Here is a 22,698-nt window from a genome sequence, read left to right as displayed (position 1 = left end):
GCGAGGGTTTTGTCGGGACGCTCGGCCGCACGGCAAGGGCGGCCGGGCGATCAATATCGGAACGGCTCAATCCCGCTTGAGGTAGGGCCGGTACTGAGGCTCCCAGACGTAAGCCTTGATGCGCCCCGACAAGGCGGCTTCGTCGCACCGATCGGCGACGCCGTCGGCCTGGGCCTGACGCGCGACGGCGTTCGCGACAGCGAGCGACACCGCGCGCAGCCGATCGACGGTAGGCAGCAGCCGTCCGTTCTTGTCGTCTATCGTCGGCGACATTTTGGCGAGGGCCTTGCCCGCCGCCATGAACATCGCATCGGTCACTCTTCGCGCCCCGGAAGCGAGGACGCCGAGCCCGACGCCCGGAAAGATGTACGAGTTGTTCGTCTGGTCAATCGGGATCGTCCTCCCCTTCCATTCGACGGGCGCGAAGGGACTGCCGGAGCCGATCAGCGCGCGTCCATCAGTCCAGGCGATGAGCTGTTCCGGCGTCGCCTCGCTGCGCGAGGTCGGATTGGACAGCGGGAAGATGACAGGCCTTTCCACATGCTGCGCCATCGCGCGAACGACAGCCTCGGCAAAGGCGCCGGCCTGGCCCGAAACGCCGATCAGCGCGGTTGGCTTGGCGTTTGACGCGACGTCGAGGAGACCGATCTCGTTTGGCGTCTGCAGGGTCCACCCGGCGACCGCCTCCCGTTTCTGCACGAAGGGCGTCTGGGCCGGAGTGATCCCCTGCATGCCCTCGATGAGGAGACCGTTGCGGTCGACCATGAAGAAGCGGCTGCGCGCCTCCGTCTCGCTCGCGCCATCATCGATCATCGCTTGCAAAATGAGAGACGCGATGCCGCAGCCGGCCGAGCCGGCGCCGAGAAAAGCAATACGCTGCTCTGTCAGTTTCACGCCGGTCACGTTGATCGCGGCCAGAAGGGTTCCGGCGGCGACGGCGGCGGTGCCCTGGATGTCGTCGTTAAAGGTGCAGAGCCGGTCGCGGTAGCGCAGGAGCAGGCGGCTGGCGTTGGATCCCGCGAAATCCTCCCATTGGAGAAGGACGTCGGGCCAGCGATCGGCGACGGCTTCGACGAAAGCCTCGACGAAATCGTCGTACTCTGCGCCGGTCACGCGCTCATGCCGCCAGCCCACATAGAGCGGATCGGCGAGGCGCTCCTTGTTGTTGGTCCCGACGTCGAGCAGGATCGGCAGCGTCATGTCGGGGTGAATGCCGGCGCAGCCCGTATAGAGCGACAGCTTGCCGATCGGTATGCCCATGCCGCCGGCGCCCTGGTCGCCGAGGCCGAGGATGCGCTCGCCGTCGCTTACCACGATGACGCGGACCTGATCGAAGCGCGGATTTGAAAGGATCTCACGAATGCGATGCTTGTTCGCATAGCTCAAAAACACGCCGCGCGGCTTGCGCCAGATCTCGCTGAAGCGCTGGCATCCCTCGCCCACGGTTGGCGTGTAGACCAGTGGCAGCATCTCCTCAAGGTTGCGCACCAGCAGAGCATAGAACAGCGTCTCATTGGTATCCTGCAAATCGCGCAGAAAAGCGTAACGCTCGAAATCCGTTTCAAAAGCGCGCAAGACCTTAAGGCGGCGCGCCACTTGCTCGTCCAGAACGCCAACGTGAGGCGGCAGCAGTCCATGCAGATGGAAGACGCCGCGCTCCGCCTCCGTGAAAGCGGTTCCCTTGTTCAGCATAGGCGTATTGATGAGGCTGAAGTCGGTCAGATCGGTTTCTATTGGACTGTTGAAGTCAGGTCCGGTCGCCATATGTCTCCTCCTTTATTACGCTCGCTAAAGGTCCCGACAATTAACTCGGGCGTCTTGGATCGCGGCGCGGATCCTTCAGGCGGCCGCCGCGTTTTTCGAATCTCACGAATTTCCGCAATCAGGCCCTTATTCTCGGGAGGATGAAGGGCGGCTTAAACAAATGCGAGAATTTGAGTTGATGGCCCACATTGCCGCTGACAAGGTTATACGAGGCGTCCGCGTTTGCAACTTGACCGTTATCAGCATTCGTTGACAAAAGCAGGGGCAGCGGTCACGCTTTCAAGGACAAGCCTCGATCCAGTAACAGGTGATAGCTCGACGACTTACCCTCTCGCGGAAGCGGCGGCGCCCGGTCTCACTCTCCGCGATGATGCAAGCTTTAAGGGATGGGATCATGAAGACTGTAGCGGATCAATTCGCTGAAACGCTGGCCGCCGCCGGCGTGAAGCGCATTTACGGCATCGTCGGCGACAGCCTGAATGGCCTGACTGATTCCGTGCGCCGCCAGGGCAAGATCGAATGGATCCATGTGCGCCACGAGGAGGTTGGAGCCTTCGCGGCTGGCGCGGAAGCGCATCTGACCGGCGAGCTCGCCGTATGCGCCGGCAGTTGCGGACCCGGCAATCTGCATCTCATCAACGGTCTGTTCGATTGCCATCGCTCACGCGTGCCCGTGCTGGCTATCGCGGCGCAGATCCCCTCCGCTGAAATCGGCTCGGGTTATTTTCAGGAGACCCATCCGCAGGATCTGTTCCGCGAATGCAGCGATTATTGCGAACTGGTTTCCGGCGCCAACCAGATGCCGCGCGTGCTCGAAATCGCCATTCGCACGGCTGTCGCCAAGCGCGGCGTTTCAGTCGTGGTGATGCCTGGCGACGTCGCGCTGCAGGCCGCGTCGGACGCGCCGACGGCAAAGCCAGCGGGCCTGCTCGCGCCGCGGCCTGTGGTGAGGCCGGCGCCGGCGGAGCTGCAGCAGCTGGCGGACCTGCTGAACGGCGCCGAGCGGATCACTTTGTTATGCGGCTCCGGCTGTCAGGGCGCGCATGATCAACTGTTGTCGCTCGGCGAGCGGCTTAAATCGCCGATGGTCCATGCGCTCAAAGGCAAGGAATACGTCGAATGGGACAATCCTTATGACGTGGGCATGACGGGCCTCATCGGCTTTTCGTCCGGCTATTACGCCATGAATGATTGCGATGTCCTTCTGATGCTCGGGACCGATTTTCCCTATCGCCAATTTTATCCGAAGGCCGATGCGGCGCGCATCGCGCAAATCGACATCAGGCCGGAACAGATCGGCCGCCGGGCTTCGGTCGATCTCGGCCTCGTCGGCGACGTCGGAGCGACGCTCGAAGCCTTGTTGCCGCTGCTTAAGGAAAAGACCGACCGCAAGCGTCTCGATCAGGCGCAGGAGCATTATCGCAAGGCGCGCCAGGGCCTCGACGATCAGGCGCGCGGAACCCGCGGCAAAGGACTGATCCATCCGCAGCAGGTCGCCCGCGCCCTCAGCGACCTTGCGTCGGATGACGCGATCTTCACCTGCGACGTCGGTCTGCCGACCGTTTGGGCCGCGCGCTATCTCGCGATGAATGGCAAGCGTCGGCTCATGGGGTCGTTCTGGCACGGCTCGATGGCGAATGCGATGGCGCAGGCCATCGGCGCGCAGTCCGCCTTCCCGAAACGTCAGGTGATCTCGCTCTCAGGCGATGGCGGTTTCGCCATGTTGATGGGCGATTTTCTCAGTCTCGCGCAGCTTGGCCTGCCGGTGAAAGTAGTTGTGTTCAACAATGGCTCGCTGGGCTTTATCGAACTTGAGCAAAAGTCGAGCGGCTTCGTGGACACCGGGACCGAGCTGAAGAACCCGAATTTCGCGGCTATGGCGGAAGCGGTCGGCATACGCGGAATAAGGCTTGAGGATCCCGCAAGCGTCGAAGCCGGCGTCGCCGAGGCGCTCTCTCATGAAGGTCCAGTGCTCATCGACGCCGTGGTGAACCGCATGGAGCTCGCCATGCCGCCGAAAGTGACGGCCGAGATGGCCAAGGGCTTCACGCTTTACATGGTGAAGGCGGTGATGAACGGGCGCGCCGACGAAGTGCTCGATCTCGCGCGCACGAACCTTTGGCGCTAAAGCGCGATGCCGGAAAGCCTCAGACTGTTCTGACGCATGTCATGAGTCAGAACAACGGCTTGAGAGCATGTGAGCGCATCCTTCCGCTGCGGCGGCAGCTCTTCTGCTGCGGCGCTTGCGCGTTGCTCCGGCGAAAGTGTTTTGCCAACCGGCGGCGCGCATGTGATTAAGGCGCCCTTTGACCTGAGCCTTGCCGTCAGGAGTATTGACGATGGACTATGTAAAGCTCGGCTCGACCGGACTTGAGGTTTCGCGGCTTTGCCTCGGCTGCATGACCTTTGGCGAGCCTGACCGGGGCCCCCACAGCTGGACGCTCGACGAAGAAAAAAGCCGGCCGATCATCAAGCAGGCGATCGAACTCGGCGTCAATTTTCTGGATACGGCCAATGCTTACTCGGACGGATCCTCCGAGGAGATCGTGGGCCGCGCGATCAAGGATTTCGCGCGCCGGGACGAGATCGTTCTCGCCACGAAGGTGTATATTCGCATGCGTCCTGGGCCGAACGGCGGCGGCCTTTCGCGAAAAGCCATCTTCGCCGAGATTGACGCCAGCCTGAAGCGGCTTGGCACGGATTATGTCGATCTTTATCAGATCCATCGCTGGGACTATGGGACGCCGATCGAAGAAACGCTCGAGGCGCTTCACGACGTCGTGAAAAGCGGAAAGGCGCTCTATATCGGCGCCTCATCAATGTATGCGTGGCAATTCTCCAAGGCGCTCTATACGGCGCGGCTCAATGGCTGGACCGAATTCGTCAGCATGCAAAATCACGTGAGCCTTCTCTATCGCGAGGAGGAGCGCGAGATGTTGCCCCTTTGCGCCGATGAGAATGTTGCCGTGTTGCCCTGGTCTCCGCTCGCCCGCGGCCGCTTGACGCGAGCCTTTGACGAAACGAGCGAGCGCCAGCAGACTGATGAGTTCGGCAAAATTCTCTACGCTCATATAACCGATTCCGATCGCCAGATTATCGAGTCGGTCGGCAAGATTGCACAAGCGCGCGGCGTTCCCCGCGCGCAGGTGGCTTTGGCCTGGGTCGCGCAGAAAAACGCCGTTACGGCGCCGATCATCGGCGCTTCGAAACCGCATCATTTGAGCGACGCCATCGCGGCCTTTTCGCTCAATCTGACGCCGGAGGAAATCGCGGCGCTCGAAGCGCCCTACACGCCGCATGAGGTGGCTGGATTCGCATAGCCCGAACGCCGCCGGCGGCCGAGCGGCAGGCGTTACCCTGCCGCTTCGTTCAACTCGGAGACGAGTTCGGCCATCAAAGCCGCCGCGGGCAGGGCGCGCGCGAGCGGTGCGCCTTGCCCCGCCCATTGCGCTCCATATCCCGGCTCGCCGGCCGCCTTCGCCGCGGCGTTCAGAGCCTTCCCGGCGTCATAGGCAATCGGATAGGCAGGGACCGCTCCTCGGTCGATTTGCTCGCCAAAAGCGGTGAAGCGGTTGGCGAGGCATCGCGCGGGACGTCCTGAGATTGCCTGCGTCATCACCGTGTGATGCGCCGCCTCGCTCCGCAAAGCCAGGCGGTAGAATTCGTCAGCCTGCGATTCCGGGCAGGCGATAAAGGCCGTGCCGAGCTGGGCCGCGCTGGCTCCAAGATGCAAGACCGCGGCGACGCCCGCGCCGTCCATGACGCCGCCGGCCGCCACGACTGGAATGTTGAGATTGCGCACGAGAAGGCGCGTCAGGGCCATGGTCCCGAGACGATCGTCCGGCGCGTCAGGATCGAAGACGCCGCGGTGGCCGCCAGCCTCATAGCCTTGCGCGACCACGGCGTCGATTCCGGCCTGCGCGACGGCGCGCGCCTCAGTGAGATTTGTCACGCTGGCGAAGAGCAGGATTCCGGCCGCGCGGAGTGCGGCGATGCGTTGCGGCGAGGGCAGGCCGAAATGGAAGCTCACGACCTTGGGCTTTTCCTGTAGAAATAGAGCGAGCATGGCGTCGTCATCGACGAAGCTTCGATAGATTTCACTAAGGCGCGCTGGCGGCGCGGCGCCAAAGCGTTGGAATTCAGGCGTCAGCCGTTTGAGCCAGGCCTCCTCGATCGCGGCGTTCGCGACCGCGGGCCTGTGGCAGAAGACGTTGACGTTGAAGCCTCCGTTTGTGGCCGCGCGGAGAGATGCAATCATGTCGCGGGCGCCATTGGCGTCGGTGGCGCCGACGCCAATTGATCCCAATCCGCCGGCGTTGGATACGGCCGCCGCGAGAGCCGGCGTCGAGATGCCGGCCATGGGCGCCTGGATGATCGGATGCTCGACGCCAAGACGATCAAGAAGCTGGCGGTCGTAAGCAAGGGCCATGGAAAGTCTCCTGCCGCTCGATGAAGCGTGGCCAATAGCGGGGCATCTCGTGAATTGCCAGAAAAAAGCACGCCGTCCCGTCAGATAGCGCCGCGTGCGCAACGTTGCATGACGCCGGCCGGACTTCAAAGGCGTGTTGCAAGAATGCGGGCGGGCCGTGGCTCGAAATTCCGAGCTGACCCGCGCCGCAGGCGATGCCGATGGTCTGGTCCAACCCCCCCGCCGCTCAAGAATGCCGGGGGGCGGTCGCTCCCCGCGTGGCTCCTCCCGATTTATGCGGTCGATCTGGAGGTTCTGCCGCGGCCTGTTTCTTGCGTGCCAGCGGGCAGACTTTGGAGATTTGTCCGAATGGCGACAATCCTGTTCTGGGAAAAGCCTGGCTGCGGTGGCAATGCGCGGCAAAAGAAGCTGCTGGCCGCTTCGGGCCACGCGGTGGTCGCGCGCAACCTGCTCGCAGAGCCCTGGACCTCCGAGCGGCTACGCGCTTTCTTCGGCGCCCGGCCCGTGCGCGACTGGTTCAACAGCGCCTCGCCACGCGTCAAGTCAGGTGAATTGCGGCCGGAGACGCTGGATGAGCCTGCCGCGCTCGCCTTGATGCTGCAAGACAAGCTGCTGATCCGCCGCCCGTTGATGCAAGTCGGCGATCGCTGCGAGGCTGGGTTCGATATGGCGCTTGTGGCGGAATGGATCGGCCTCAGTCCGGCGGGCGGCGAGGCGGTGGACGATCGATGCGCGCGGCTTGCCGGGCCACATCAAAACAGACAACATGGATACATCGGGGATTAGTTATGACGGATATGGCCGAACTGAAAAAGCGCAAGGAGCCGCTCAATCTTGCGATCGTGCATGTGGATCCAGACGCCTTCATCACGCATCTGATGGGGTGGCTGGAAATTACCGCATTTATCACGGCCCAACGGGCAGGGCAGGCCGAGGCCCCCGCCGACGGGATAACGCCAAGGCTTTCGGCGGAGCAGTTGAAGACTACCGGGGTGCAGAATGTCGGAAATGACGCGATTTTCGCATTCTGCATGACGGCGGCGCTGAAAGGGGACAAGGCTGCTGTGGACAAAGTCGAAGCCGCTCTGGCGGAGCGCATGGGAGAAGAATTCCCCGGATCATTCGCTTTGTCCTATTTCCGTGCGAATATTGGAAATCCAGAAACGCTGGACGATTTTGTTGGTCAATCCGGCAAGAAATTGCTCGTTGGCGACATTCCTCCGCCGCCGCTGCGCGCCAAGGAAAATTGGAGCACGGGTCTGCGCTTCTTCGAGAAGGCGCGCGCATCAAATTTCGTGCATGAGATCATGTATCCTCTGGCGAAATGGACGCGCGAGCGCTGGACAGAAACCTTGGACAAAGGCGTCGCCTTCCTTCAGCATATCGAGGACAATGTTCCCGTATTGCGCGAGGCGCTGGGAGACGCCCGCAATGACCAGGCTTTCACCGCGAATTTGCTACTCAAGCTAGCCCCCGCCGTCGACATGGAATTGAATGATGACTATCAGGGATTTCTGCGATCCCTGGCGCGCCGGGCCTAAGCAGTAATTGAGCAGCTTTGTTGGCGGCTCATGTATGTCAAGATGCAGTTGAACGCCGTCAGATGCTGCGCGCGCTGGGCAGCCGGGATTATAGCACATCCGTGTGATGGCGCTTGAGACAGCGCATCATCAATGATGCGCATAATATAAGTTATGGAATGTCGATAGCTCGGAGCGATGCGTCCCATCACTGGGGAAACTCTCGGGTCCGGCGGCCGCCGCCGCCCATGACGCCTTAGAGGCGGAATTGCATTATGTTCCTTAAGCTGTTGTTTTTAAGGCATGATATGGGTCAGGAAAGTCTGCAGCTTTTCGGCGTCATGCTCCCGGATAGTTTGTCGAAGCGTCCTCGGGGATTATCTTGAGTGGTCCACAAGACGGCCGCCATCTCGACAATCGCAAGGGCGTGGCCGTTCGGCCAATGTTGTAAAGGTTGATCATCATGTAAATGGGCGAGCGGAGTCAAAAAAATATTCCCGTTCCCAAGTGGCGGCTCAGGGGGATTTTAGAGCGGCGTCGAGTTCAGGCAGGGCCTGGAACAGATCGGCCACGAGGCCGTAGTCCGCGATCTGGAAAATCGGAGCGTCCTCGTCCTTGTTGATGGCGACGATGACTTTCGAGTCTCCCATCCCCGCGAGATGCTGGATGGCTCCCGATATGCCAACCGCAATATAAAGCTGCGGCGCGACGATCTTTCCGGTCTGGCCGACCTGCCAGTCATTGGGGGCGTAGCCGGCGTCGACCGCTGCGCGCGACGCGCCCATAGCAGCGCCAAGCTTGTCGGCTATCGGTTCGATATAGGTTGCGAAGTTTTCCGCGTTCTGCATGCCGCGCCCGCCGGAAATGACGATGCGGGCGGCGGTCAGCTCGGGCCGCTCGGATGCGGCAAGCTCCTGCCGCACGAAGAACGCATCCGCCGCGGCCGGCGCCGCCGCGACCGGAACAATTTCCGCCGTCCCGCCGGATGCGGCGGCAGGCTCAAACCCTGTGGTTCGCACCGTGATGACTTTCCGCGCATCCTTCGATTGCACGGTGGCGAGCGCATTGCCGGCATAGATCGGCCGCACGAAAGTGTCGGGCGAGATGACCGCCGTGATCTCCGAGATCTGCTGCACGTCGAGCGAGGCTGCGACGCGGGGCAGCACGTTCTTGCCGAAGGTCGTCGCCGCAGCTAGGACCGCATCATAGTTCTCTGCAAGCTCTGTCACTAGCGGCGCGACGGTCTCGGCGAGGAGATGGGCATAGAGCGGATCGTCGGCAAGCAGCACTTTTTCGACGCCTGCGACCGCCGCTCCAGCTTCGGCGACAGCGCCGGCGCCATGGCCGACCACAAGCAAATGAACTGGACCGCCAAGGCGGGCGGCGGCGGTGACGGCGTTCAGGGTCGCCGGTTTCAGGACATGGCCGTCATGCTCGGCCAGAACCAGGGCGGTCATGTCAAATCACCTTCGCTTCGTTTTTCAATTTGTCGACGAGGGTTGCAACATCGGGCACTTTGACGCCGGCGTTGCGTTTCGGCGGCGCGTCGACGCGCAGGATAATCAGGCGCGGCGCAATGTCGAGTCCAAGGTCAGCCGCGGGAATGATGTCGAGCGGTTTCTTCCTGGCCTTCATGATGTTGGGAAGGCTCGCATAGCGCGGCTCGTTGAGGCGTAGATCGGTGGTCACCACCGCCGGCAGCGCCAGCGATACGGTCTCAAGGCCGCCATCAATCTCGCGGGTCACTTCGGCGCGGCCCTCCTTCAGGACGAGCTTCGAGGCGAACGTGCCCTGCGGCCAGCCGAGCAACGCCGCGAGGGATTGACCCGTCTGGTTGGAATCGTCGTCGATAGCCTGCTTGCCAAGGATCACCAGCTGCGGCGCTTCGCGCTCGACGAGCGCTTTCAAGATCTTCGCGACGGCGAGCGGCTGAACTTCATCGTCGGTCTGCACCAGAATGGCGCGGTCGGCGCCGATGGCGAGCGCTGACCGCAGGACCTCCTGCGCCTGAACCGGGCCGATCGAGACGGCGACAATTTCGGAGACGACGCCAGCCTCCTTCAGACGCACAGCCTCTTCGACGGCGATTTCGTCGAACGGATTGGCGGAGAATTTGACGTTGTTCGTCTCGACGCCGGAATTGTCGGCTTTTACGCGGACTCTGACATTATAGTCCACCACGCGCTTCACAGCCACAATGGCTTTCATCCTTTGAGTCCTTCCTCGTCTTTCTCGTCACCCTCCCAGAGGGGGCGACGCCGCGGCCAGAGGTCTCCGATACCCTCTTTCGCGTCTAACAGGCTATAGCTTGTTTTGCCGTTGATCATCAATTCGAAGATCAAGACGCGCATGACGCGCGATCTCTCCGGAGCGTTGGCGAGGAAGTTTTTCGACGAAACCTTCCTTCTGTCTTTGAAAAAAGCGGCGAGGGTTCGTCGGCGCCGCGGCGCGAGGGCGCGCTAAAGACTGGCAAGCACGGAAATCAGGTGCTTTACCTCGGGCAATTCGCGCGTCGCGATCGCCTGCAACCCCGGGTCGAGGCCGTTGCGGACATATAGTTCGTAGACGGACGCAAGATTCTGCAAAGCATCTTTCTCAATTGAAACATACATCACATCAAAGTCGTGGCCCTGCAAACCCGACAGATGTTGCAGGAAATTCGCTTGTGAGGCCAACATGCGCGGAGGCTTGATCCCAATCGCCAGACGATTGCTTGGCGATGTTTCGTCGGCCGCCCCGGCTCCGCCCGTACGGACCCAATGCATCAAGGAATTGCCGACAGACGTTTCGTCTTGGGCGACGTGTTCAGCGAAATCGCGGATTTTGTCATTTTTCGAATGAGCGATCGCCATACGACTCGCTTGATCGAGAAAATGGATGCTCGGGAATGCATCCCCGATGAACGCTGCTGACTGCTCGAGGCTCGAGGGCAGGTTTCGCCCGGCGGCGATAGGCGGCGCATCAGGCGCAGTCGCCGTCTGAGCCTTCAGAGGCGCGACAGCCGCCGCGATCAACGCGCTTGCCGCAATGAGGCGTGTACGCGCACCTTTTGCGCTCATATCGTTACCGTGACTGGAGCTTCTCCTTTGCAGAACGGCTTGAGCGGCAGCGGGTTCCTTCACGAATTCGAAAAGAGCTTTCTCGCCCCCGCGGCGCCGGGCCGATCGTCAAAAGGCGGCGGCGCGGCGCCGCCTCTGCATCTGCGTCGTCTTAGCCTCGATGCGCGCGCCAGCTTACGTGAACGGCGCCCGCTCCGGTTTTGCTCGACTCCAGCCGATCCGGTTGATAAGCGCGATGGGGCGCAATCCTCTGAGAGGCGTCAATGATACTCTATTCGGAAGACAGCTCCCCTTTCTCCGCTCCGGTGCGGACCGCGATCTACGCGAAAGGGTTGAAAATCGACATCGAACCGCCACCGGGCGGTTTACTGTCGGCAAAGTTTCACGCCATCAATTCGTTCGGGACAATACCGTGCCTCATTCTCGAAAGCGGAACGCCGCTGCCGGAATCGGCGGCGATCATGGAATATTTGGAAGATAAGTTCCCGGAGCCGTCCCTTCGGCCGGGAGAACCGGAAGCGAAGGCGCGGGTCCGGTTGCTGCAACGCATCGGCGAGCTGCAGATCATGACGCCGCTCGTCGAACTCTGGCGACACGCCGACCCGGCGAAGCGCGATCAAAGCGCGGCCTTATGGCTGACGCGCCTCATACGCGGACTATCGTCGCTGCAAAGCTATGTGGGCGCTGAACGTTTTGCCGCTGGCTCGCAGTTGACGCTGGCCGACTGCGAACTCGCGCCCGCTCTCTTCATGCTTCCGAAGGTCGCCGCCGCCTATGGCAAGCCGGCGCTTCTCGAGGCTTACCCGCCGCTCGGCCGCTACGTCGAAAGCAGTGGCGGCCATCCCGCCATTCGTCGGGTCCTCGATGAAATGGCGCCGACGTGGGAGCTTCGCGACGCCGCTTGATAAAGCGCCTTCCTCGCCTTCAGTGCTGTATTTCTAACAATATAGGATGGCGTCATCGTCGTCTTTGCGACAAATTATGATTCAACGGCAGAATCTTCTCGAAGAAAACATCGCCAGATCGGTGTAACTCACCGAATTTATGGCGTCTTTACGACCGCCTCGCCGTGGCTCGAAGTTTGCTGAGGGTGGATGCCCGAAGAGGAGGTTCGACCATGCGAGAGGCGCAGTTTGCATCCTTGTTCGCCACCGAGGCGCAATCGCTCGCCATTATTTTGGGAACGAATGAAATCGCATCGGCGACGGCTGTGCGGCTGACGTGGGACGGTTACCTCGTCATTTTGAGCCATGATCCATACCCGCCCGTAATTCGCCGGGGGATGGCGTTCCATGACGCCCTCTTTGAGGATCGCGCGCAGGTCGATGGAATCACCGGGGAGCGGGCGGAGACGGTGATGGAGATCGTCGGCGCTCTGGCGAAACCCGGACATGTCGTCGTCACCCCGTTCGAGTTGACCGACCTCATCGCGCTGCGCACGCCGGATGTATTGATCGACGCCCGGATGCAGAAATACCGCGTCACTCCCGATCTTCGCGGCATTTCCCGGCTGACGATCGGTTTCGGACCGCATTTCGAGGTGGGCGTCAACTGTGATGTCGCTATTGAGACGCATCCAACCACAACGGGAAAATTGATCGAGACCGGACGTACCGCCGTGGCGGACGGCAGAGCGCGAGACCTCGGCGGCGTCGGCAAAGACCGTTTCGCTTATTCGGACCGTCACGGCCTATGGCGGACGCCCGTCGACATCGGCATGCGTGTCTTCAAAGGCTTGGTCATTGGAAATCATGACGGCGCTCCCGTTTGCGCTCCGATGGACGGGTTTTTGCGGGGCGTCGCCCGGGACGCGACCGTTGTGCCTCACGGCGTCAAACTGCTTGAGATAGATCCTCGCGGCCGCGCAGCGAGCTGGACGGGGTCCGACCAGAGGGGCCGCGCGATCGCCGAGGCTACAGCGAAAGCCATCCGCATTGGCGCTGCGCGCCAGAAGCTGCTCGACGCCGCCCAGCTGTCGCGAGGGTAAGGATAGCGCCCGACGCATGAGGTCGCGCGCCCTTCGTTTCGAGGGCGCGCGGGTCTTGACCGGCTATGCCGGAAACGGCCAATCGCACGGGAGAAGCCAATTCGCCATCATGCGCGCGGCGATAACAGCCGCGGCCGGTTTGTTCGATTGTAGTGAACGCCAAGGATCTTTGCTGCGGGCGTTTTCACCCCGGATGGCGCGCCGGCCTGCCGTTTTTGTCGACGAAAATGAAGATGCCAGCCTTGAAGCTCTCCGCCATGTGGCGCACTTTCGCAATCGCCTTCGCTCCATATTCGGCTGGCAATGTCGCCTTCGCCGTTTCTTCGAAAAGCGCGAGCCATCGTTCGAAGTGCTCGAGTTCGACGGGCATTTTCATATGGAGCGGAAACGGCGATCCGGTATAGCGCTCCGTTTTCAAGAGCGCCTTCGACCAAAAGTCGGCGACGATCCGCAGGTGAACGTCCCAATCCTCGATAGCGCTGTTGAAGATGGGCCCGAGCAGCGAATCCTGGCGCGCCTCGCGGTAGAATTCGCGCACCAAATTGTTGATTGACTCTTCGACCTCGGGATTTGGCGTTTCCGTCATGACGTCGTTCCTTGGATGTTGTCACGCAGCCTCTTTCGCACACCTACATAGACAATGCGCGAAAGCCCGTCATCTCCTCCATTGACGCAGAGGCCGACATGGATAAATCGAGAGAGGTTCTGCGCCGCATTTGAGCCATGCGGCTCTGGTTATGCTCAGGTCCCGCAAATCCCTGGCGCCGGAATTGCCTCGACAACAGGCGATTTGTCCGCATTGCAATGCAGGCCCGCTCAACAAGGCACGGATTGAATGAAGTTCTACATGACGCCGGGGTCTTGCTCGACAGGCATCCATATTCTGCTCGAGGAGACCGGTCTGGCTTTCGAGGCTTACATCGTCAATCTTGTGAAAGGCGACCATCTGAAGCCCGAATATCTCGCGATCAATCCCAATGGCACAATTCCGACATTGGTCCGCGACGATGGCGTGGTTCTGACGGATTTTGTCGCTATTGCGACATGGCTTGCCGAGGCCTATCCACGCCGGCAGTTGTTGCCGAACGATCCGCGAGCGGCGGAAGACGCGATGGCGAGCTTGCGGTTTTACACGCAACACATCCACGGCGAGGGTTTTCGCCGCGTCTTTACGCCTGAGCGATACGCCTCGAAAAAAAATACGGCGGAGGCGGTGAAGGGAGAAGGACGCGAGATCGTCGCCAAGGCCTTCGAGGTGGTGAACGACGAACTGGCCGGCAAGGATTACGTCGCCGGCGCATTCTCCATCGCCGACGCCGCTCTGTTCTACGTCGAGTTCTGGGCGGACAAGACGAAGATGGAGCTGCCGTCCAATTGCCTCGCCCACTATCGGCGCATGTTGACGCGGCCCGCAGTCCGGCAGGTTCTGGCGGAAGAAGGTTATCGCTGAGACAAGACGCGCGGGCGAGCGAGGGCAACTGGTTTGACGCGGCGAGGATCTGAATGAATTCTCACACCGACGATAGAATGCCGGCGGACATTCGCGGCTACCATCAGCGCACCAAACATGCGCCGAACCGCTATGCCCTTGGGCCGTCGTTTCTCGACTGGACGTCGCAGCCATCGCCCTATCGTTTGTTCGAAGGTTGCCGGCGTGTGTCGTTGCCGCTGCCCAGCGCAAAAGAGACCGCGCTGTTTCCGGGCTCCGCCGCCGAGCCGGCGCCGCTCGATCACGACGCTCTTGGCCTGTTTCTGGAGCTCGCCTTCGGGCTCAGCGCATGGAAGAACTATGAAGGATCAACCTGGGCGCTGCGCAACAATCCCTCAAGCGGCAATCTGCATCCAACCGAGGCCTATCTCGTCATCGACAGTATGGCCGGCGTCGGCGATAAAGCCGCGCTCTATCACTATGCGCCGCTCGGCCATGAGCTGGAGGAACGGGCAATCTATGCCGGCGCCCGCGTGCTGCCGGCGCGCGGCTTCGCCCTTGCGCTCAGCTCGATCCCGTGGCGGGAGGCATGGAAATATGGCGAGCGCGCCTTCCGCTATTGTCAGCTCGACGCGGGACATGCGATTGGCTCCGTTGCGCAAGCCGCCGCGGCGCTCGGCTGGAGCGCCCGCCTCTTGCCGGAGCCTTCCGACGAAGATGTTGCAGCGCTCCTCGGCCTCACGCGGGCGGATGCGGCGCATCGCCGCGAGCCGGAGCATCCGGACCTTCTGCTTTGGGTCGCGACGGATGATGCGCCCATCCATCCTATCGATATGCGCCCATTGGTTGATGCGGCGCGCATTTGGCGCGGGACCGCCAATCGGCTGAGTGAAGATCATGACGGATGGCCGCTGGTCGATCTCGCGGCGCAGTTTTGCCGCAAGCCGCGCATGAGCGCGCAAGACCCGGCTCCATCGCATCAGAGCGCAACGCCGGCGCCGGATTTTGGCAAGATCGAGGTGGCCGATGTCGTTCGCCGGCGCCGAAGCGCGCAACGCTTCGACGGGGAAGCGGTTTTGCCGCGCGCCTCCTTTAGCGCGATGCTGGCCGCCTTGGCGCCGGGCGCCAAGCCGCTGCTTGCCGCTTTTCCCTGGGCCGCCGCCTTGACCTTGCTTCTCTTCGTGCATCGTGTCGACGGCGTCGAGCCCGGATTATATGCGCTGGAGCGCAATCGGCAGGCCGCCTCGCGACTGCGAGCGGCTTCGCCCGCGTTCGACTGGGCGCCCGTCGATCTCGACGGATCGCCATTGTATCGCCTGCGCGGCGGCGCCGTCGAAAAGGAAGCAACGCGCCTTGCCTGCCTGCAGCCGATTTCGGGCAAAGGCTGTTTCAGCCTCGCCATGGTCGCCGATTTCGACCATACTCTTCGTGAAGACGGCGCTTTTGGCTACCGGCGCCTTCACTGGGAAGCCGGGCTTATTGGTCAATCGCTTTATCTGTGGGCGACGGCTGCCGGGCTCTCTGGAACCGGCATCGGTTGTTTCTTCGATGACGAGGTTCACGCCCTGCTCGGCCTGCCCGTCGCAGAAACGCAGTTTCAGGACCTCTATCATTTTACCGTCGGGGCGCCGATCGAAGATCCGCGCATTCTGACGCTTCCCGCCTATTCCGACGAAAGACGCGGGGACTTATAAGTCCTTTCTCAGAAAATCAGCGGCGCGCTTATGCGGTCGTCCTCGCGCGGCAGATGTTGACATGGACCAATGATTGGTCCATTTGTTGCTGTGATGCAGATTTCCGTAACCGACGCCAAAGGGCAATTGACCGATCTTGTCCGCCGCGCCGAAGCGGGCGACGAAGTCATCTTAACGCGCCACGGGCAGGCCGCCGTCCGCCTTGTGCCGGTCAAGACAGTCCCCGAGGCAAAGGAGCGCAGGAAGCTTCTCGAAGCGATCCGCGCCAGCGGGGCCGCCAAGGCGAGTTCTGGAGCGAGCGCGGCGCGCAGTCAGGACTTCCTCTACGGCGACGACGGTCTGCCCGAATGATCGCGCGCGTCTGACCGTCCATGATCGCAATTGACACATCGGCGCTCATGGCGATCGTTCTCAACGAGGCTCAGTCCGACGCCTGCATCAGGGCGCTCGAAACCGAGCCGAAGGTTCTGATTTCGGCGGGAACGCTGGCGGAAGCCCTGATCGTCGCAGGACGCCGTAACGTCGGCGAAGAAATGACAAGGCTCATAGATGGCCTCGGCTTCGAGATCGTCACCGTAACCCCTGCTTCGGCGCGGCGGATAGCCGAGGCCTATGCGCGTTGGGGAAAGGGCGCGCATCCGGCGGGGCTGAACTTCGGCGATTGCTTCGCTTATGAAGCAGCCAGGGAAAATGCCTGCGCTTTATTGTTTGTCGGAAATGATTTCTCGCAAACCGACCTCGAAAGCGTCCTTTCAGCGTGACGCCGCGCGGACGCGAGTTCCATTCAACCGGGAATTTACGTGGGCTTGCGGCTTTTCGTCCCCTTTGATCCTGGTCAATTTGCCAGGACGCGCCATATGCAATCCAGCAAAGCGGATCGATTACGCCAACGCCGCGCGAACGGCGTAATCGAGCTGAACGGGGCCAAGAAATCGCGGCCCTGATCAGGGTTGATTGCGCGATTTGAGAGACGCTTCGATGTCATCTGTCTTCGACAAATACGCGAAGCGCAGCGTGCCGCGCTATACGAGCTATCCGACCGCGCCCCATTTCAAAGCGGAGTTCTCCGAAGCGCTCTATCGCAAGTGGCTCGGCCGGCTCGACCCGAATGAGCCCATTTCGCTTTATCTGCACGTGCCGTTCTGCCAGCGGATGTGCTGGTATTGCGGCTGCAATATGAAGCTGTCGGCTCGCTACGCCCCGGTTTCCTCCTATGTCGAATGTTTGATCGCGGAGATTGATCTTGTCGCGGGCGCCTTGCCGGCGAGGATGCGGGTCGCTCATGTTCACTTCGGCGGCGGCACGCCGACCGCCCTCGATCCCGGCGATCTCGCCGCGATTATGGGGCGCATCGCAGAGCGCTTTCAGTTGCAGCCCGGCGCCGAACTGGCGATCGAGAGCGATCCGCGAACGCTGACCGATGCGATGATCGAGCGGATCGGCGCCCTTGGCTTCAACCGCGCGAGCTTTGGCGTGCAGGAATTCGACCCTAAAGTGCAGGCGGCGATCAACCGGATACAACCGCCTGAAATGGTCGCGCGGGCAACGGAAGGCCTGCGCGCGGCTGGCGTCAGGCGCATCAATTTCGATTTGATTTACGGATTGCCGCATCAAACCGTAATGGCGCTTCGCCAGACTGTCGAGCAGTGCGTCGCGATGCGGCCGGACCGTGTCGCCCTCTTCGGTTACGCTCACGTTCCGTGGATGGCCAAAAATCAGCGCATGATTCCCGAGGACGCCCTGCCCCAGAGCACGGAGCGCGCCGCTCAGGCGGAGGCCGCCGCGGCCGCGCTCGTTTCCGGCGGCTACGCGCGGATCGGCATCGACCATTTTGCGCTTGCCGGCGATCCGCTTGCGATCGCCGCCCGCGCCGGAGAGCTGCGGCGCAATTTCCAGGGCTATACGAGCGACGCCGCCCAAACGCTGATCGGCGTCGGCGCCACTTCCATCGGCCGAACGCCGAAGGGCTACGTCCAGAACGCCGCCGAGACGGGGGCCTGGTCACGCGCCGTTTCCGCGGGGCGGCTGTCCGTCGCGCGCGGCCATGCGATGAGCGCGGAGGACGCGCTTCGCGCTCATGTGATCGAACGCATCATGTGCGATGGCGCAATTGATCTCTCAGCGGCCGGACGCGCCTTTGGGTTCGAAGAGGAGTGGTGGACTGTCGAGAAGACGATGCTCGCTGAACTGCAAGGCGATGGCGTGATCTCCCAGGAGAAGGACCGCTTGGCGCTCGCCCCGGATTCGATGCATTTCGCGCGCATCGTCGCCTCGGTTTTCGACGCTTATCTTCGCGCCGCCCCTGTTCGTCATTCCGTCGCGGTCTAGCGCGCCGGCGCCCGGGACCGCGCGGACGACCCGCAGGCGGCGTGAAGAGGGATAGCGAAGCGCGCTTCAGCCTGGCCGCTGGCTTGCGGGGACCAGCCACGCATTCAACCCGCCCATCATGAACTTTGTCAAAAATTCGTGCAGCTCTGGCGCGCTGATGGCCAGCGGCCGGCCGCCATGAAAAACCGCTTCGGCGCCGGCGGCGATGATAATCGAAGACGCCAGCATCAGATCGTGTTGAGACAAGATCGAGGCGGGAATGAAGCGCCGGAGATCTTCTTCCAAATTCGCCGAAAGCCCGCGGATTGTTGTCGAACGATAGAGCTGCGCGCGTACGTTGTGCTGGTTGCGCCCGATGAAAGCCATGGCGCCGTCGATCGACTGCAGCAGATCGAGATAAGCCCGGTATGTCAGAAACAGAAGCTCTTCCGCATTCGTGGCTTCGGACGCCGCCTGTCTGGTTTCAATCCGGATCTTCTCGAAGAGGTTTTGCGAAAGGACCTCGAAGATCGCCTCTTTAGTGCGGAAGTAATTATAGAATGTCCCCGGAGAAACGCCGCTCAGATTGACGATGTCGCGGACCGTCGCTGCGTCCATGCCGATCGAGCAGAACACGCGCCATGCGGCGGCCTGGATCGCGGCGCAGTTCTGCTCACGCGTGAGCTTTCTCTTCTCCGAGGCGCGATATTGCCGCGACGACGCTGTGTTCAGCATAGAACTGAACCCGTCTTTTGGAAATTCAGTCATCGAACAAAATATACTCTGATCGGGGATTGCTGCAACGGGAGATCAGCCCGCGAATGGACCAAACATCAATCGTGAAGCTCGGCTTAACGTGTGATTATTGTCACCTTCTTAAAGCTGTTGCTGGGGTCACTGGCGGGAGCTATCCTGCCAGGGCGAACCTGCCTTCGGCCGCCAGCTTTTGAAGGGCGTCACACGCCCGACCATTCGCTTATGCGAGGATCATGACCTAGTCTTGCCCTCAGGAACCATTACCGGGTGGAGAATTTTTGATGACCAAGGCAGTTGTCGCCGGATATGCGCGCTCGCCGTTCACGCTTGCGAAGAAGGGGGATTTAGCCTCCGTTCGGCCTGACGAACTGGCGGCGCAGGTGATTCGCGCTCTTGTCGCGAAATCCGGCGTTGCGGCGGGCGACATCGAGGATCTGCTGCTCGGCTGCGCCTTTCCAGAGGGCGAGCAGGGCCTCAATCTCGCGCGTCTTGTCAGTCTCCTGGCGGGTCTTCCGAACTCGCTCGGCGCCGCCACCATCAACCGCTTCTGCGGCTCCTCCATGAGTTCTGTGCATATCGCCGCCGGCGCCATCAAGATGGAGGCGGGTGAAGCCTTCATCGCCGCGGGCGTCGAAAGCATGAGCCGCGTGCCGATTATGGGCTTCAATCCCCTGCCGCACCCAGACTTGGCCGCAGCCATGCCCGGCGCCTATATCAGCATGGGCGACACGGCCGAGAACGTCGCCGCCAAATGGCAAATCGGCCGCCGCGAACAGGAGGAGTTCTCCCTGCGTTCGCAGCAGCGCGCCGCGGCGGCGCGCGAGGCCGGCAGGTTCGCGGACGAGATCATACCGATCACAGGCAAGAAGGGCGCGGTGACGCAGGACGGCTGCATCCGCACTGAAACCACGCTTGACGCCCTTGCCGCCCTCAAGCCTGCCTTCAGCGCCGAGGGCGTCGTAACCGCCGGCACCTCCTCGCCGCTGACGGACGGCGCGGCCGCCCTGCTGATCTGCTCGGAGGACTATGCAAAACGCCACGATTTCGAAATTCTCGCCGCGATCAGGTCTGTCGCCGTCTGCGGCTGCGCCCCGGAGATCATGGGGATAGGACCGGTCGGGGCCTCGCTGAAGGCGCTGGCCCGCGCCGGCCTCGACGTGAGCCAGCTTGACGTCGTCGAATTAAACGAGGCCTTCGCTTCGCAGTCGATCGCCTGTATCCGCGAGCTGAAGCTCTCGCCCGATCAGGTGAACATTGATGGCGGCGCCATCGCGCTCGGCCATCCGCTCGGCGCCACGGGCGCGCGTCTCGTCGGCAAGGCGGCTTCGCTCCTCAAGCGCGAGAAAGGCAAATATGCGCTGGCCACCCAGTGCATCGGCGGCGGCCAGGGCATCGCCACCATCCTCGAGGCGGTATGATGACGGAGATCAAAAAGGTCGCGGTCATCGGGGCCGGCGTAATGGGCGCGAGCATAGCGGCCCATGTCGCCAATGCGGGCGTCCCTGTCGTGCTGTTGGACATCGTCGCAAAAGACAATCCAAACCGCAGCGCCATCGCCGAAGGCGCGTTGGAAAAGCTGCTCAAGGCCGATCCCGCGCCCTTCATGAGCAAGGCCGCGGCGAAGTTCGTGACCACGGGCAACGTCGAGGATAATCTCGACCTCCTCGGCGATTGCGACTGGATCATCGAAGCGGTGATCGAGCGCCTCGACGTCAAGCAGGCGCTTTACGCGAGGATCGAAGCGGCGCGCAAGCCCGGCGGCGTGGTCTCGTCCAATACCTCGACGATCCCGCTCGCGACCCTTGTGGAAGGCCTGCCGGCGGGCTTCGCGGAGAGCTTCATCATCACCCATTTCTTCAATCCGCCTCGCTATATGCGGCTTTTGGAAGTGGTCGGCGGCGAGAAGTCGAAGCCCGAGGCTCTGGCGGCTGTATCGCGCTTTGCCGACGTCATGCTCGGCAAGAGCATTGTCCGCTGCAAGGACCGCCCCGGCTTCATCGCCAACCGGCTCGGCGTCTATTGGCTGCAGACGGCGGTGACGGAAGCTTTTCGATCCGGCCTCGACGTCGAGGAGGTCGACGCCATCATCGGAAGGCCTATGGGCATTCCGAAGACGGGCGTGTTCGGCCTGCTGGATCTTGTCGGCCTCGACTTGATGCCGCATATCACCGCGAGCCTCGCCGCGACATTGCCCAAGGATGATCCGTTCCATGCTGCGAATACGCCGGTTCCGCTGGTCGCAAAACTGATCGCCGAAGGCTATACCGGGCGCAAAGGCAAGGGCGGCTTCTACCGGCTGAATCACGAAAAGGGGAAGCTGAAGGAGGCGATCGACCTCAAGACCGGCGAATTCCGAACGAGCCGCAAGCCCGAGTTGGAGGCGGTCGCGGCAAGCGGAAAAGACCTTGTCCGCCTGCTCGATCACGACAGCACGCACGGCCGCTATGCCTGGCGCGTGCTTGGCCAGACGCTCGCCTATGCCGCGGCTCTGGTCGGCGACGCCGCCGACGAGATCGAGTCGATCGATGAAGCCATGCGGCTCGGCTATAATTGGAAGTTTGGTCCCTTCGAACTGATCGACCAGCTTGGCGGCGCATGGTTCACGGCCAAACTCGAAGCAGGCGGCTTTGCTGTTCCGGCCATGCTGGGCGTCGCCGATGGCCGCCCGTTCTACCGCGTCCATGAAGGGCGCCGGCAGGCGCTTGGCCTTGACGGCGCCTATCACGATCTCTTGCGCCCCGAGGGCGTAATCATGCTGGAGGACATAAAGCGGGCCGCCAAGCCGGTCCTGCGGAATGGCTCCGCCGCGCTATGGGACATCGGCGACGGCGTCGCCTGCTTCGAGTTCACGACCAAGATGAATGCGATCGACCCCGATACTCTGGACCTTTTGATGCGGTCCGTGCATCAGGTCGCCAAGGATTATAAGGCGCTCGTCATCTATAATGAGGGCTCGAACTTCTCGGCCGGCGCCAATCTCGGGCTCGCCCTGTTCGCCGCCAACATCGCCGCCTGGAGCGAGATCGAGAACCTCGTGGCCCAGGGCCAGACTGTCTACCGCATGCTGAAATATGCTCCCTTTCCGGTGGTTGGGGCGCCTTCCGGCCTGGCGCTCGGCGGCGGCTGCGAGATTTTGCTGAACTGCGACGCCGTGCAGGCGCATGCCGAGACCTATATGGGCCTCGTCGAGGTCGGCGTCGGCCTCATTCCCGGCTGGGGCGGCTGCAAGGAAATGCTCCAGCGCTGGTTTGCGCTCGGCCGCCTGCCGAAAGGCCCGATGCCGCCGATCTCCCGCGTTTTCGAGATCATCGGCATGGCGAGCGTCGCCAAATCGGCGGCCGAGGCGAAGGAACTGTTATACCTGAAATCCGCCGACGGCGTTACGATGAACCGGTATCGCCTGCTTGCCGACGCCAAGGCCAAAGCACTGAAGCTCGCCGCCGGCTACGCGCCCCCTGCCCCGCAAACTCTGAACCTTCCGGGCCGCAGCGCCAAGGCCGCGCTCAAAATGGCGGTGGAGAGCCTCGCCCGGCTCGGCAAGGCGACGCGACACGACGTTGTCGTCTCCACCGCTTTGGCCGATGTGCTCTCCGGCGGCGACACCGATATGATGCTCCCGGCCGACGAAGACGCCCTGCTGAAACTCGAGAGGGCAAATTTCATGCGCCTGATTCGCCATCCAGACACGCTCGCCCGGATCGAGCACATGCTGACGACCGGCAAGCCTTTGCGGAACTGAGATCATGCGTCAAA

The 22,698-nt window shown here is 62.0% G+C and carries 20 protein-coding genes; 13 read left to right on the top strand and 7 right to left on the bottom strand.

The window, feature by feature from the left end:
* Nucleotides 1–66: 66 nt before the first annotated feature.
* Nucleotides 67–1,764 (bottom strand): NAD-dependent malic enzyme, encoded by a 1,698-nt coding sequence (locus MPC4_RS17865; RefSeq protein WP_174513716.1) that lies wholly within the window; start codon nucleotides 1,762–1,764, stop codon nucleotides 67–69.
* Nucleotides 1,765–2,158: 394 nt separating this feature from the next.
* Between MPC4_RS17865 and poxB the strand changes: the two genes are divergently transcribed.
* Together poxB and MPC4_RS17855 are read left to right on the top strand one after the other, a co-directional pair.
* The gene (gene poxB, locus MPC4_RS17860; RefSeq protein WP_174513715.1) at nucleotides 2,159–3,892 is read left to right on the top strand and encodes a ubiquinone-dependent pyruvate dehydrogenase; all 1,734 of its coding nucleotides are present in this window, start codon (nucleotides 2,159–2,161) and stop codon (nucleotides 3,890–3,892) included.
* Nucleotides 3,893–4,103: 211 nt separating this feature from the next.
* Complete coding sequence (locus tag MPC4_RS17855; RefSeq protein WP_174513714.1) at nucleotides 4,104–5,084, top strand: aldo/keto reductase; 981 nt, start codon at nucleotides 4,104–4,106, stop codon at nucleotides 5,082–5,084.
* 32 nt (nucleotides 5,085–5,116) lie between these two features.
* On the opposite strand, the gene MPC4_RS17850 is transcribed toward MPC4_RS17855, so the two are convergent.
* Nucleotides 5,117–6,193 carry an NAD(P)H-dependent flavin oxidoreductase gene (locus MPC4_RS17850; RefSeq protein WP_174513713.1) on the bottom strand — a complete coding sequence of 359 codons (1,077 nt, stop codon included), beginning with the start codon at nucleotides 6,191–6,193 and terminating at the stop codon, nucleotides 5,117–5,119.
* 348 nt (nucleotides 6,194–6,541) lie between these two features.
* Here MPC4_RS17850 and MPC4_RS17845 point away from each other — a divergent pair, with 348 nt between their 5' ends.
* Both MPC4_RS17845 and MPC4_RS17840 read left to right on the top strand, forming a co-directional pair.
* The gene (locus MPC4_RS17845) at nucleotides 6,542–6,979 is read left to right on the top strand and encodes an ArsC/Spx/MgsR family protein (protein ID WP_174513712.1); all 438 of its coding nucleotides are present in this window, start codon (nucleotides 6,542–6,544) and stop codon (nucleotides 6,977–6,979) included.
* 2 nt (nucleotides 6,980–6,981) lie between these two features.
* A complete protein-coding gene (locus MPC4_RS17840) occupies nucleotides 6,982–7,734 on the top strand; it encodes a hypothetical protein (protein WP_174513711.1) in 753 nt (250 codons plus the stop codon).
* A gap of 494 nt (nucleotides 7,735–8,228) precedes the next feature.
* Here the strand turns inward: MPC4_RS17840 and MPC4_RS17835 are convergent, their stop codons facing one another.
* The 3 genes from MPC4_RS17835 to MPC4_RS17825 form a co-directional block, all read right to left on the bottom strand.
* Nucleotides 8,229–9,170 (bottom strand): electron transfer flavoprotein subunit alpha/FixB family protein, encoded by a 942-nt coding sequence (locus MPC4_RS17835; RefSeq protein WP_174513710.1) that lies wholly within the window; start codon nucleotides 9,168–9,170, stop codon nucleotides 8,229–8,231.
* A 1-nt stretch (nucleotide 9,171) separates the two neighbouring features.
* Nucleotides 9,172–9,921, bottom strand: coding sequence for an electron transfer flavoprotein subunit beta/FixA family protein (locus MPC4_RS17830; protein WP_174513709.1), 750 nt, complete (start codon nucleotides 9,919–9,921; stop codon nucleotides 9,172–9,174).
* A 251-nt stretch (nucleotides 9,922–10,172) separates the two neighbouring features.
* Entirely contained in the window at nucleotides 10,173–10,727 is a 555-nt protein-coding gene (locus MPC4_RS17825; protein WP_210253686.1) for a DUF4142 domain-containing protein, read from the bottom strand.
* A 308-nt stretch (nucleotides 10,728–11,035) separates the two neighbouring features.
* Here MPC4_RS17825 and MPC4_RS17820 point away from each other — a divergent pair, with 308 nt between their 5' ends.
* The gene (locus MPC4_RS17820; RefSeq protein WP_134492946.1) at nucleotides 11,036–11,677 is read left to right on the top strand and encodes a glutathione S-transferase family protein; all 642 of its coding nucleotides are present in this window, start codon (nucleotides 11,036–11,038) and stop codon (nucleotides 11,675–11,677) included.
* Nucleotides 11,678–11,889: 212 nt separating this feature from the next.
* Entirely contained in the window at nucleotides 11,890–12,759 is an 870-nt protein-coding gene (locus tag MPC4_RS17815; RefSeq protein WP_174513707.1) for a xanthine dehydrogenase, read from the top strand.
* 184 nt (nucleotides 12,760–12,943) lie between these two features.
* Here MPC4_RS17815 and MPC4_RS17810 read toward each other — a convergent pair whose 3' ends face one another.
* Nucleotides 12,944–13,345, bottom strand: a complete 402-nt coding sequence (locus MPC4_RS17810; protein WP_174513706.1) for a group III truncated hemoglobin — start codon at nucleotides 13,343–13,345, stop codon at nucleotides 12,944–12,946.
* Nucleotides 13,346–13,594: 249 nt separating this feature from the next.
* On the opposite strand from MPC4_RS17810, the gene MPC4_RS17805 reads away from it, so the two are divergent.
* From MPC4_RS17805 to hemN, 5 genes are all read left to right on the top strand, one after another.
* Nucleotides 13,595–14,209 (top strand): glutathione S-transferase family protein, encoded by a 615-nt coding sequence (locus MPC4_RS17805; protein WP_174513705.1) that lies wholly within the window; start codon nucleotides 13,595–13,597, stop codon nucleotides 14,207–14,209.
* A gap of 53 nt (nucleotides 14,210–14,262) precedes the next feature.
* Nucleotides 14,263–15,882 carry a SagB/ThcOx family dehydrogenase gene (locus MPC4_RS17800; protein WP_174513704.1) on the top strand — a complete coding sequence of 540 codons (1,620 nt, stop codon included), beginning with the start codon at nucleotides 14,263–14,265 and terminating at the stop codon, nucleotides 15,880–15,882.
* A gap of 93 nt (nucleotides 15,883–15,975) precedes the next feature.
* Complete coding sequence (locus tag MPC4_RS17795; RefSeq protein WP_174513763.1) at nucleotides 15,976–16,233, top strand: type II toxin-antitoxin system Phd/YefM family antitoxin; 258 nt, start codon at nucleotides 15,976–15,978, stop codon at nucleotides 16,231–16,233.
* Between the two features lie 20 nt (nucleotides 16,234–16,253).
* Complete coding sequence (locus tag MPC4_RS17790; RefSeq protein WP_174513703.1) at nucleotides 16,254–16,643, top strand: type II toxin-antitoxin system VapC family toxin; 390 nt, start codon at nucleotides 16,254–16,256, stop codon at nucleotides 16,641–16,643.
* 217 nt (nucleotides 16,644–16,860) lie between these two features.
* Nucleotides 16,861–18,210, top strand: coding sequence for an oxygen-independent coproporphyrinogen III oxidase (hemN, locus tag MPC4_RS17785; protein WP_174513702.1), 1,350 nt, complete (start codon nucleotides 16,861–16,863; stop codon nucleotides 18,208–18,210).
* Nucleotides 18,211–18,276: 66 nt separating this feature from the next.
* Here hemN and MPC4_RS17780 read toward each other — a convergent pair whose 3' ends face one another.
* Nucleotides 18,277–18,924, bottom strand: coding sequence for a TetR/AcrR family transcriptional regulator (locus MPC4_RS17780; protein WP_174513701.1), 648 nt, complete (start codon nucleotides 18,922–18,924; stop codon nucleotides 18,277–18,279).
* A 302-nt stretch (nucleotides 18,925–19,226) separates the two neighbouring features.
* On the opposite strand from MPC4_RS17780, the gene MPC4_RS17775 reads away from it, so the two are divergent.
* Nucleotides 19,227–20,363, top strand: a complete 1,137-nt coding sequence (locus MPC4_RS17775) for a thiolase family protein (RefSeq protein WP_174513700.1) — start codon at nucleotides 19,227–19,229, stop codon at nucleotides 20,361–20,363.
* The gene (locus tag MPC4_RS17770) at nucleotides 20,363–22,684 is read left to right on the top strand and encodes a 3-hydroxyacyl-CoA dehydrogenase/enoyl-CoA hydratase family protein (RefSeq protein WP_174513699.1); all 2,322 of its coding nucleotides are present in this window, start codon (nucleotides 20,363–20,365) and stop codon (nucleotides 22,682–22,684) included. Before MPC4_RS17775 ends, MPC4_RS17770 begins: the two co-directional genes overlap by 1 nt.
* Nucleotides 22,685–22,698: the final 14 nt, after the last annotated feature.

It is taken from the genome of Methylocella tundrae, from assembly GCF_901905185.1.
In the GTDB taxonomy this organism is placed as follows: domain Bacteria; phylum Pseudomonadota; class Alphaproteobacteria; order Rhizobiales; family Beijerinckiaceae; genus Methylocapsa; species Methylocapsa tundrae.
The sequence above is the reverse complement of the archived record's forward strand: the minus strand, read 5'-3'. Positions and strand labels throughout refer to the sequence as shown.

Bases quoted from the DNA above. Each gene is read 5' to 3' on its own strand.
- MPC4_RS17865 (WP_174513716.1), bottom strand. From the start codon at position 1,764: ATGGCGACCGGACCTGACTTCAACAGTCCAATAGAAACCGATCTGACC.
- MPC4_RS17780 (WP_174513701.1), bottom strand. From the start codon at position 18,924: ATGCTGAACACAGCGTCGTCGCGGCAATATCGCGCCTCGGAGAAGAGA.
- MPC4_RS17805 (WP_174513705.1), top strand. From the start codon at position 13,595: ATGAAGTTCTACATGACGCCGGGGTCTTGCTCGACAGGCATCCATATT.
- poxB (WP_174513715.1), top strand. From the start codon at position 2,159: ATGAAGACTGTAGCGGATCAATTCGCTGAAACGCTGGCCGCCGCCGGC.
- MPC4_RS17835 (WP_174513710.1), bottom strand. From the start codon at position 9,170: ATGACCGCCCTGGTTCTGGCCGAGCATGACGGCCATGTCCTGAAACCG.
- MPC4_RS17775 (WP_174513700.1), top strand. From the start codon at position 19,227: ATGACCAAGGCAGTTGTCGCCGGATATGCGCGCTCGCCGTTCACGCTT.
- MPC4_RS17830 (WP_174513709.1), bottom strand. From the start codon at position 9,921: ATGAAAGCCATTGTGGCTGTGAAGCGCGTGGTGGACTATAATGTCAGA.
- MPC4_RS17855 (WP_174513714.1), top strand. From the start codon at position 4,104: ATGGACTATGTAAAGCTCGGCTCGACCGGACTTGAGGTTTCGCGGCTT.
- MPC4_RS17845 (WP_174513712.1), top strand. From the start codon at position 6,542: ATGGCGACAATCCTGTTCTGGGAAAAGCCTGGCTGCGGTGGCAATGCG.
- MPC4_RS17850 (WP_174513713.1), bottom strand. From the start codon at position 6,193: ATGGCCCTTGCTTACGACCGCCAGCTTCTTGATCGTCTTGGCGTCGAG.
- MPC4_RS17820 (WP_134492946.1), top strand. From the start codon at position 11,036: ATGATACTCTATTCGGAAGACAGCTCCCCTTTCTCCGCTCCGGTGCGG.
- MPC4_RS17840 (WP_174513711.1), top strand. From the start codon at position 6,982: ATGACGGATATGGCCGAACTGAAAAAGCGCAAGGAGCCGCTCAATCTT.
- MPC4_RS17770 (WP_174513699.1), top strand. From the start codon at position 20,363: ATGACGGAGATCAAAAAGGTCGCGGTCATCGGGGCCGGCGTAATGGGC.
- hemN (WP_174513702.1), top strand. From the start codon at position 16,861: ATGTCATCTGTCTTCGACAAATACGCGAAGCGCAGCGTGCCGCGCTAT.
- MPC4_RS17790 (WP_174513703.1), top strand. From the start codon at position 16,254: ATGATCGCAATTGACACATCGGCGCTCATGGCGATCGTTCTCAACGAG.
- MPC4_RS17795 (WP_174513763.1), top strand. From the start codon at position 15,976: ATGCAGATTTCCGTAACCGACGCCAAAGGGCAATTGACCGATCTTGTC.
- MPC4_RS17810 (WP_174513706.1), bottom strand. From the start codon at position 13,345: ATGACGGAAACGCCAAATCCCGAGGTCGAAGAGTCAATCAACAATTTG.
- MPC4_RS17800 (WP_174513704.1), top strand. From the start codon at position 14,263: ATGAATTCTCACACCGACGATAGAATGCCGGCGGACATTCGCGGCTAC.
- MPC4_RS17815 (WP_174513707.1), top strand. From the start codon at position 11,890: ATGCGAGAGGCGCAGTTTGCATCCTTGTTCGCCACCGAGGCGCAATCG.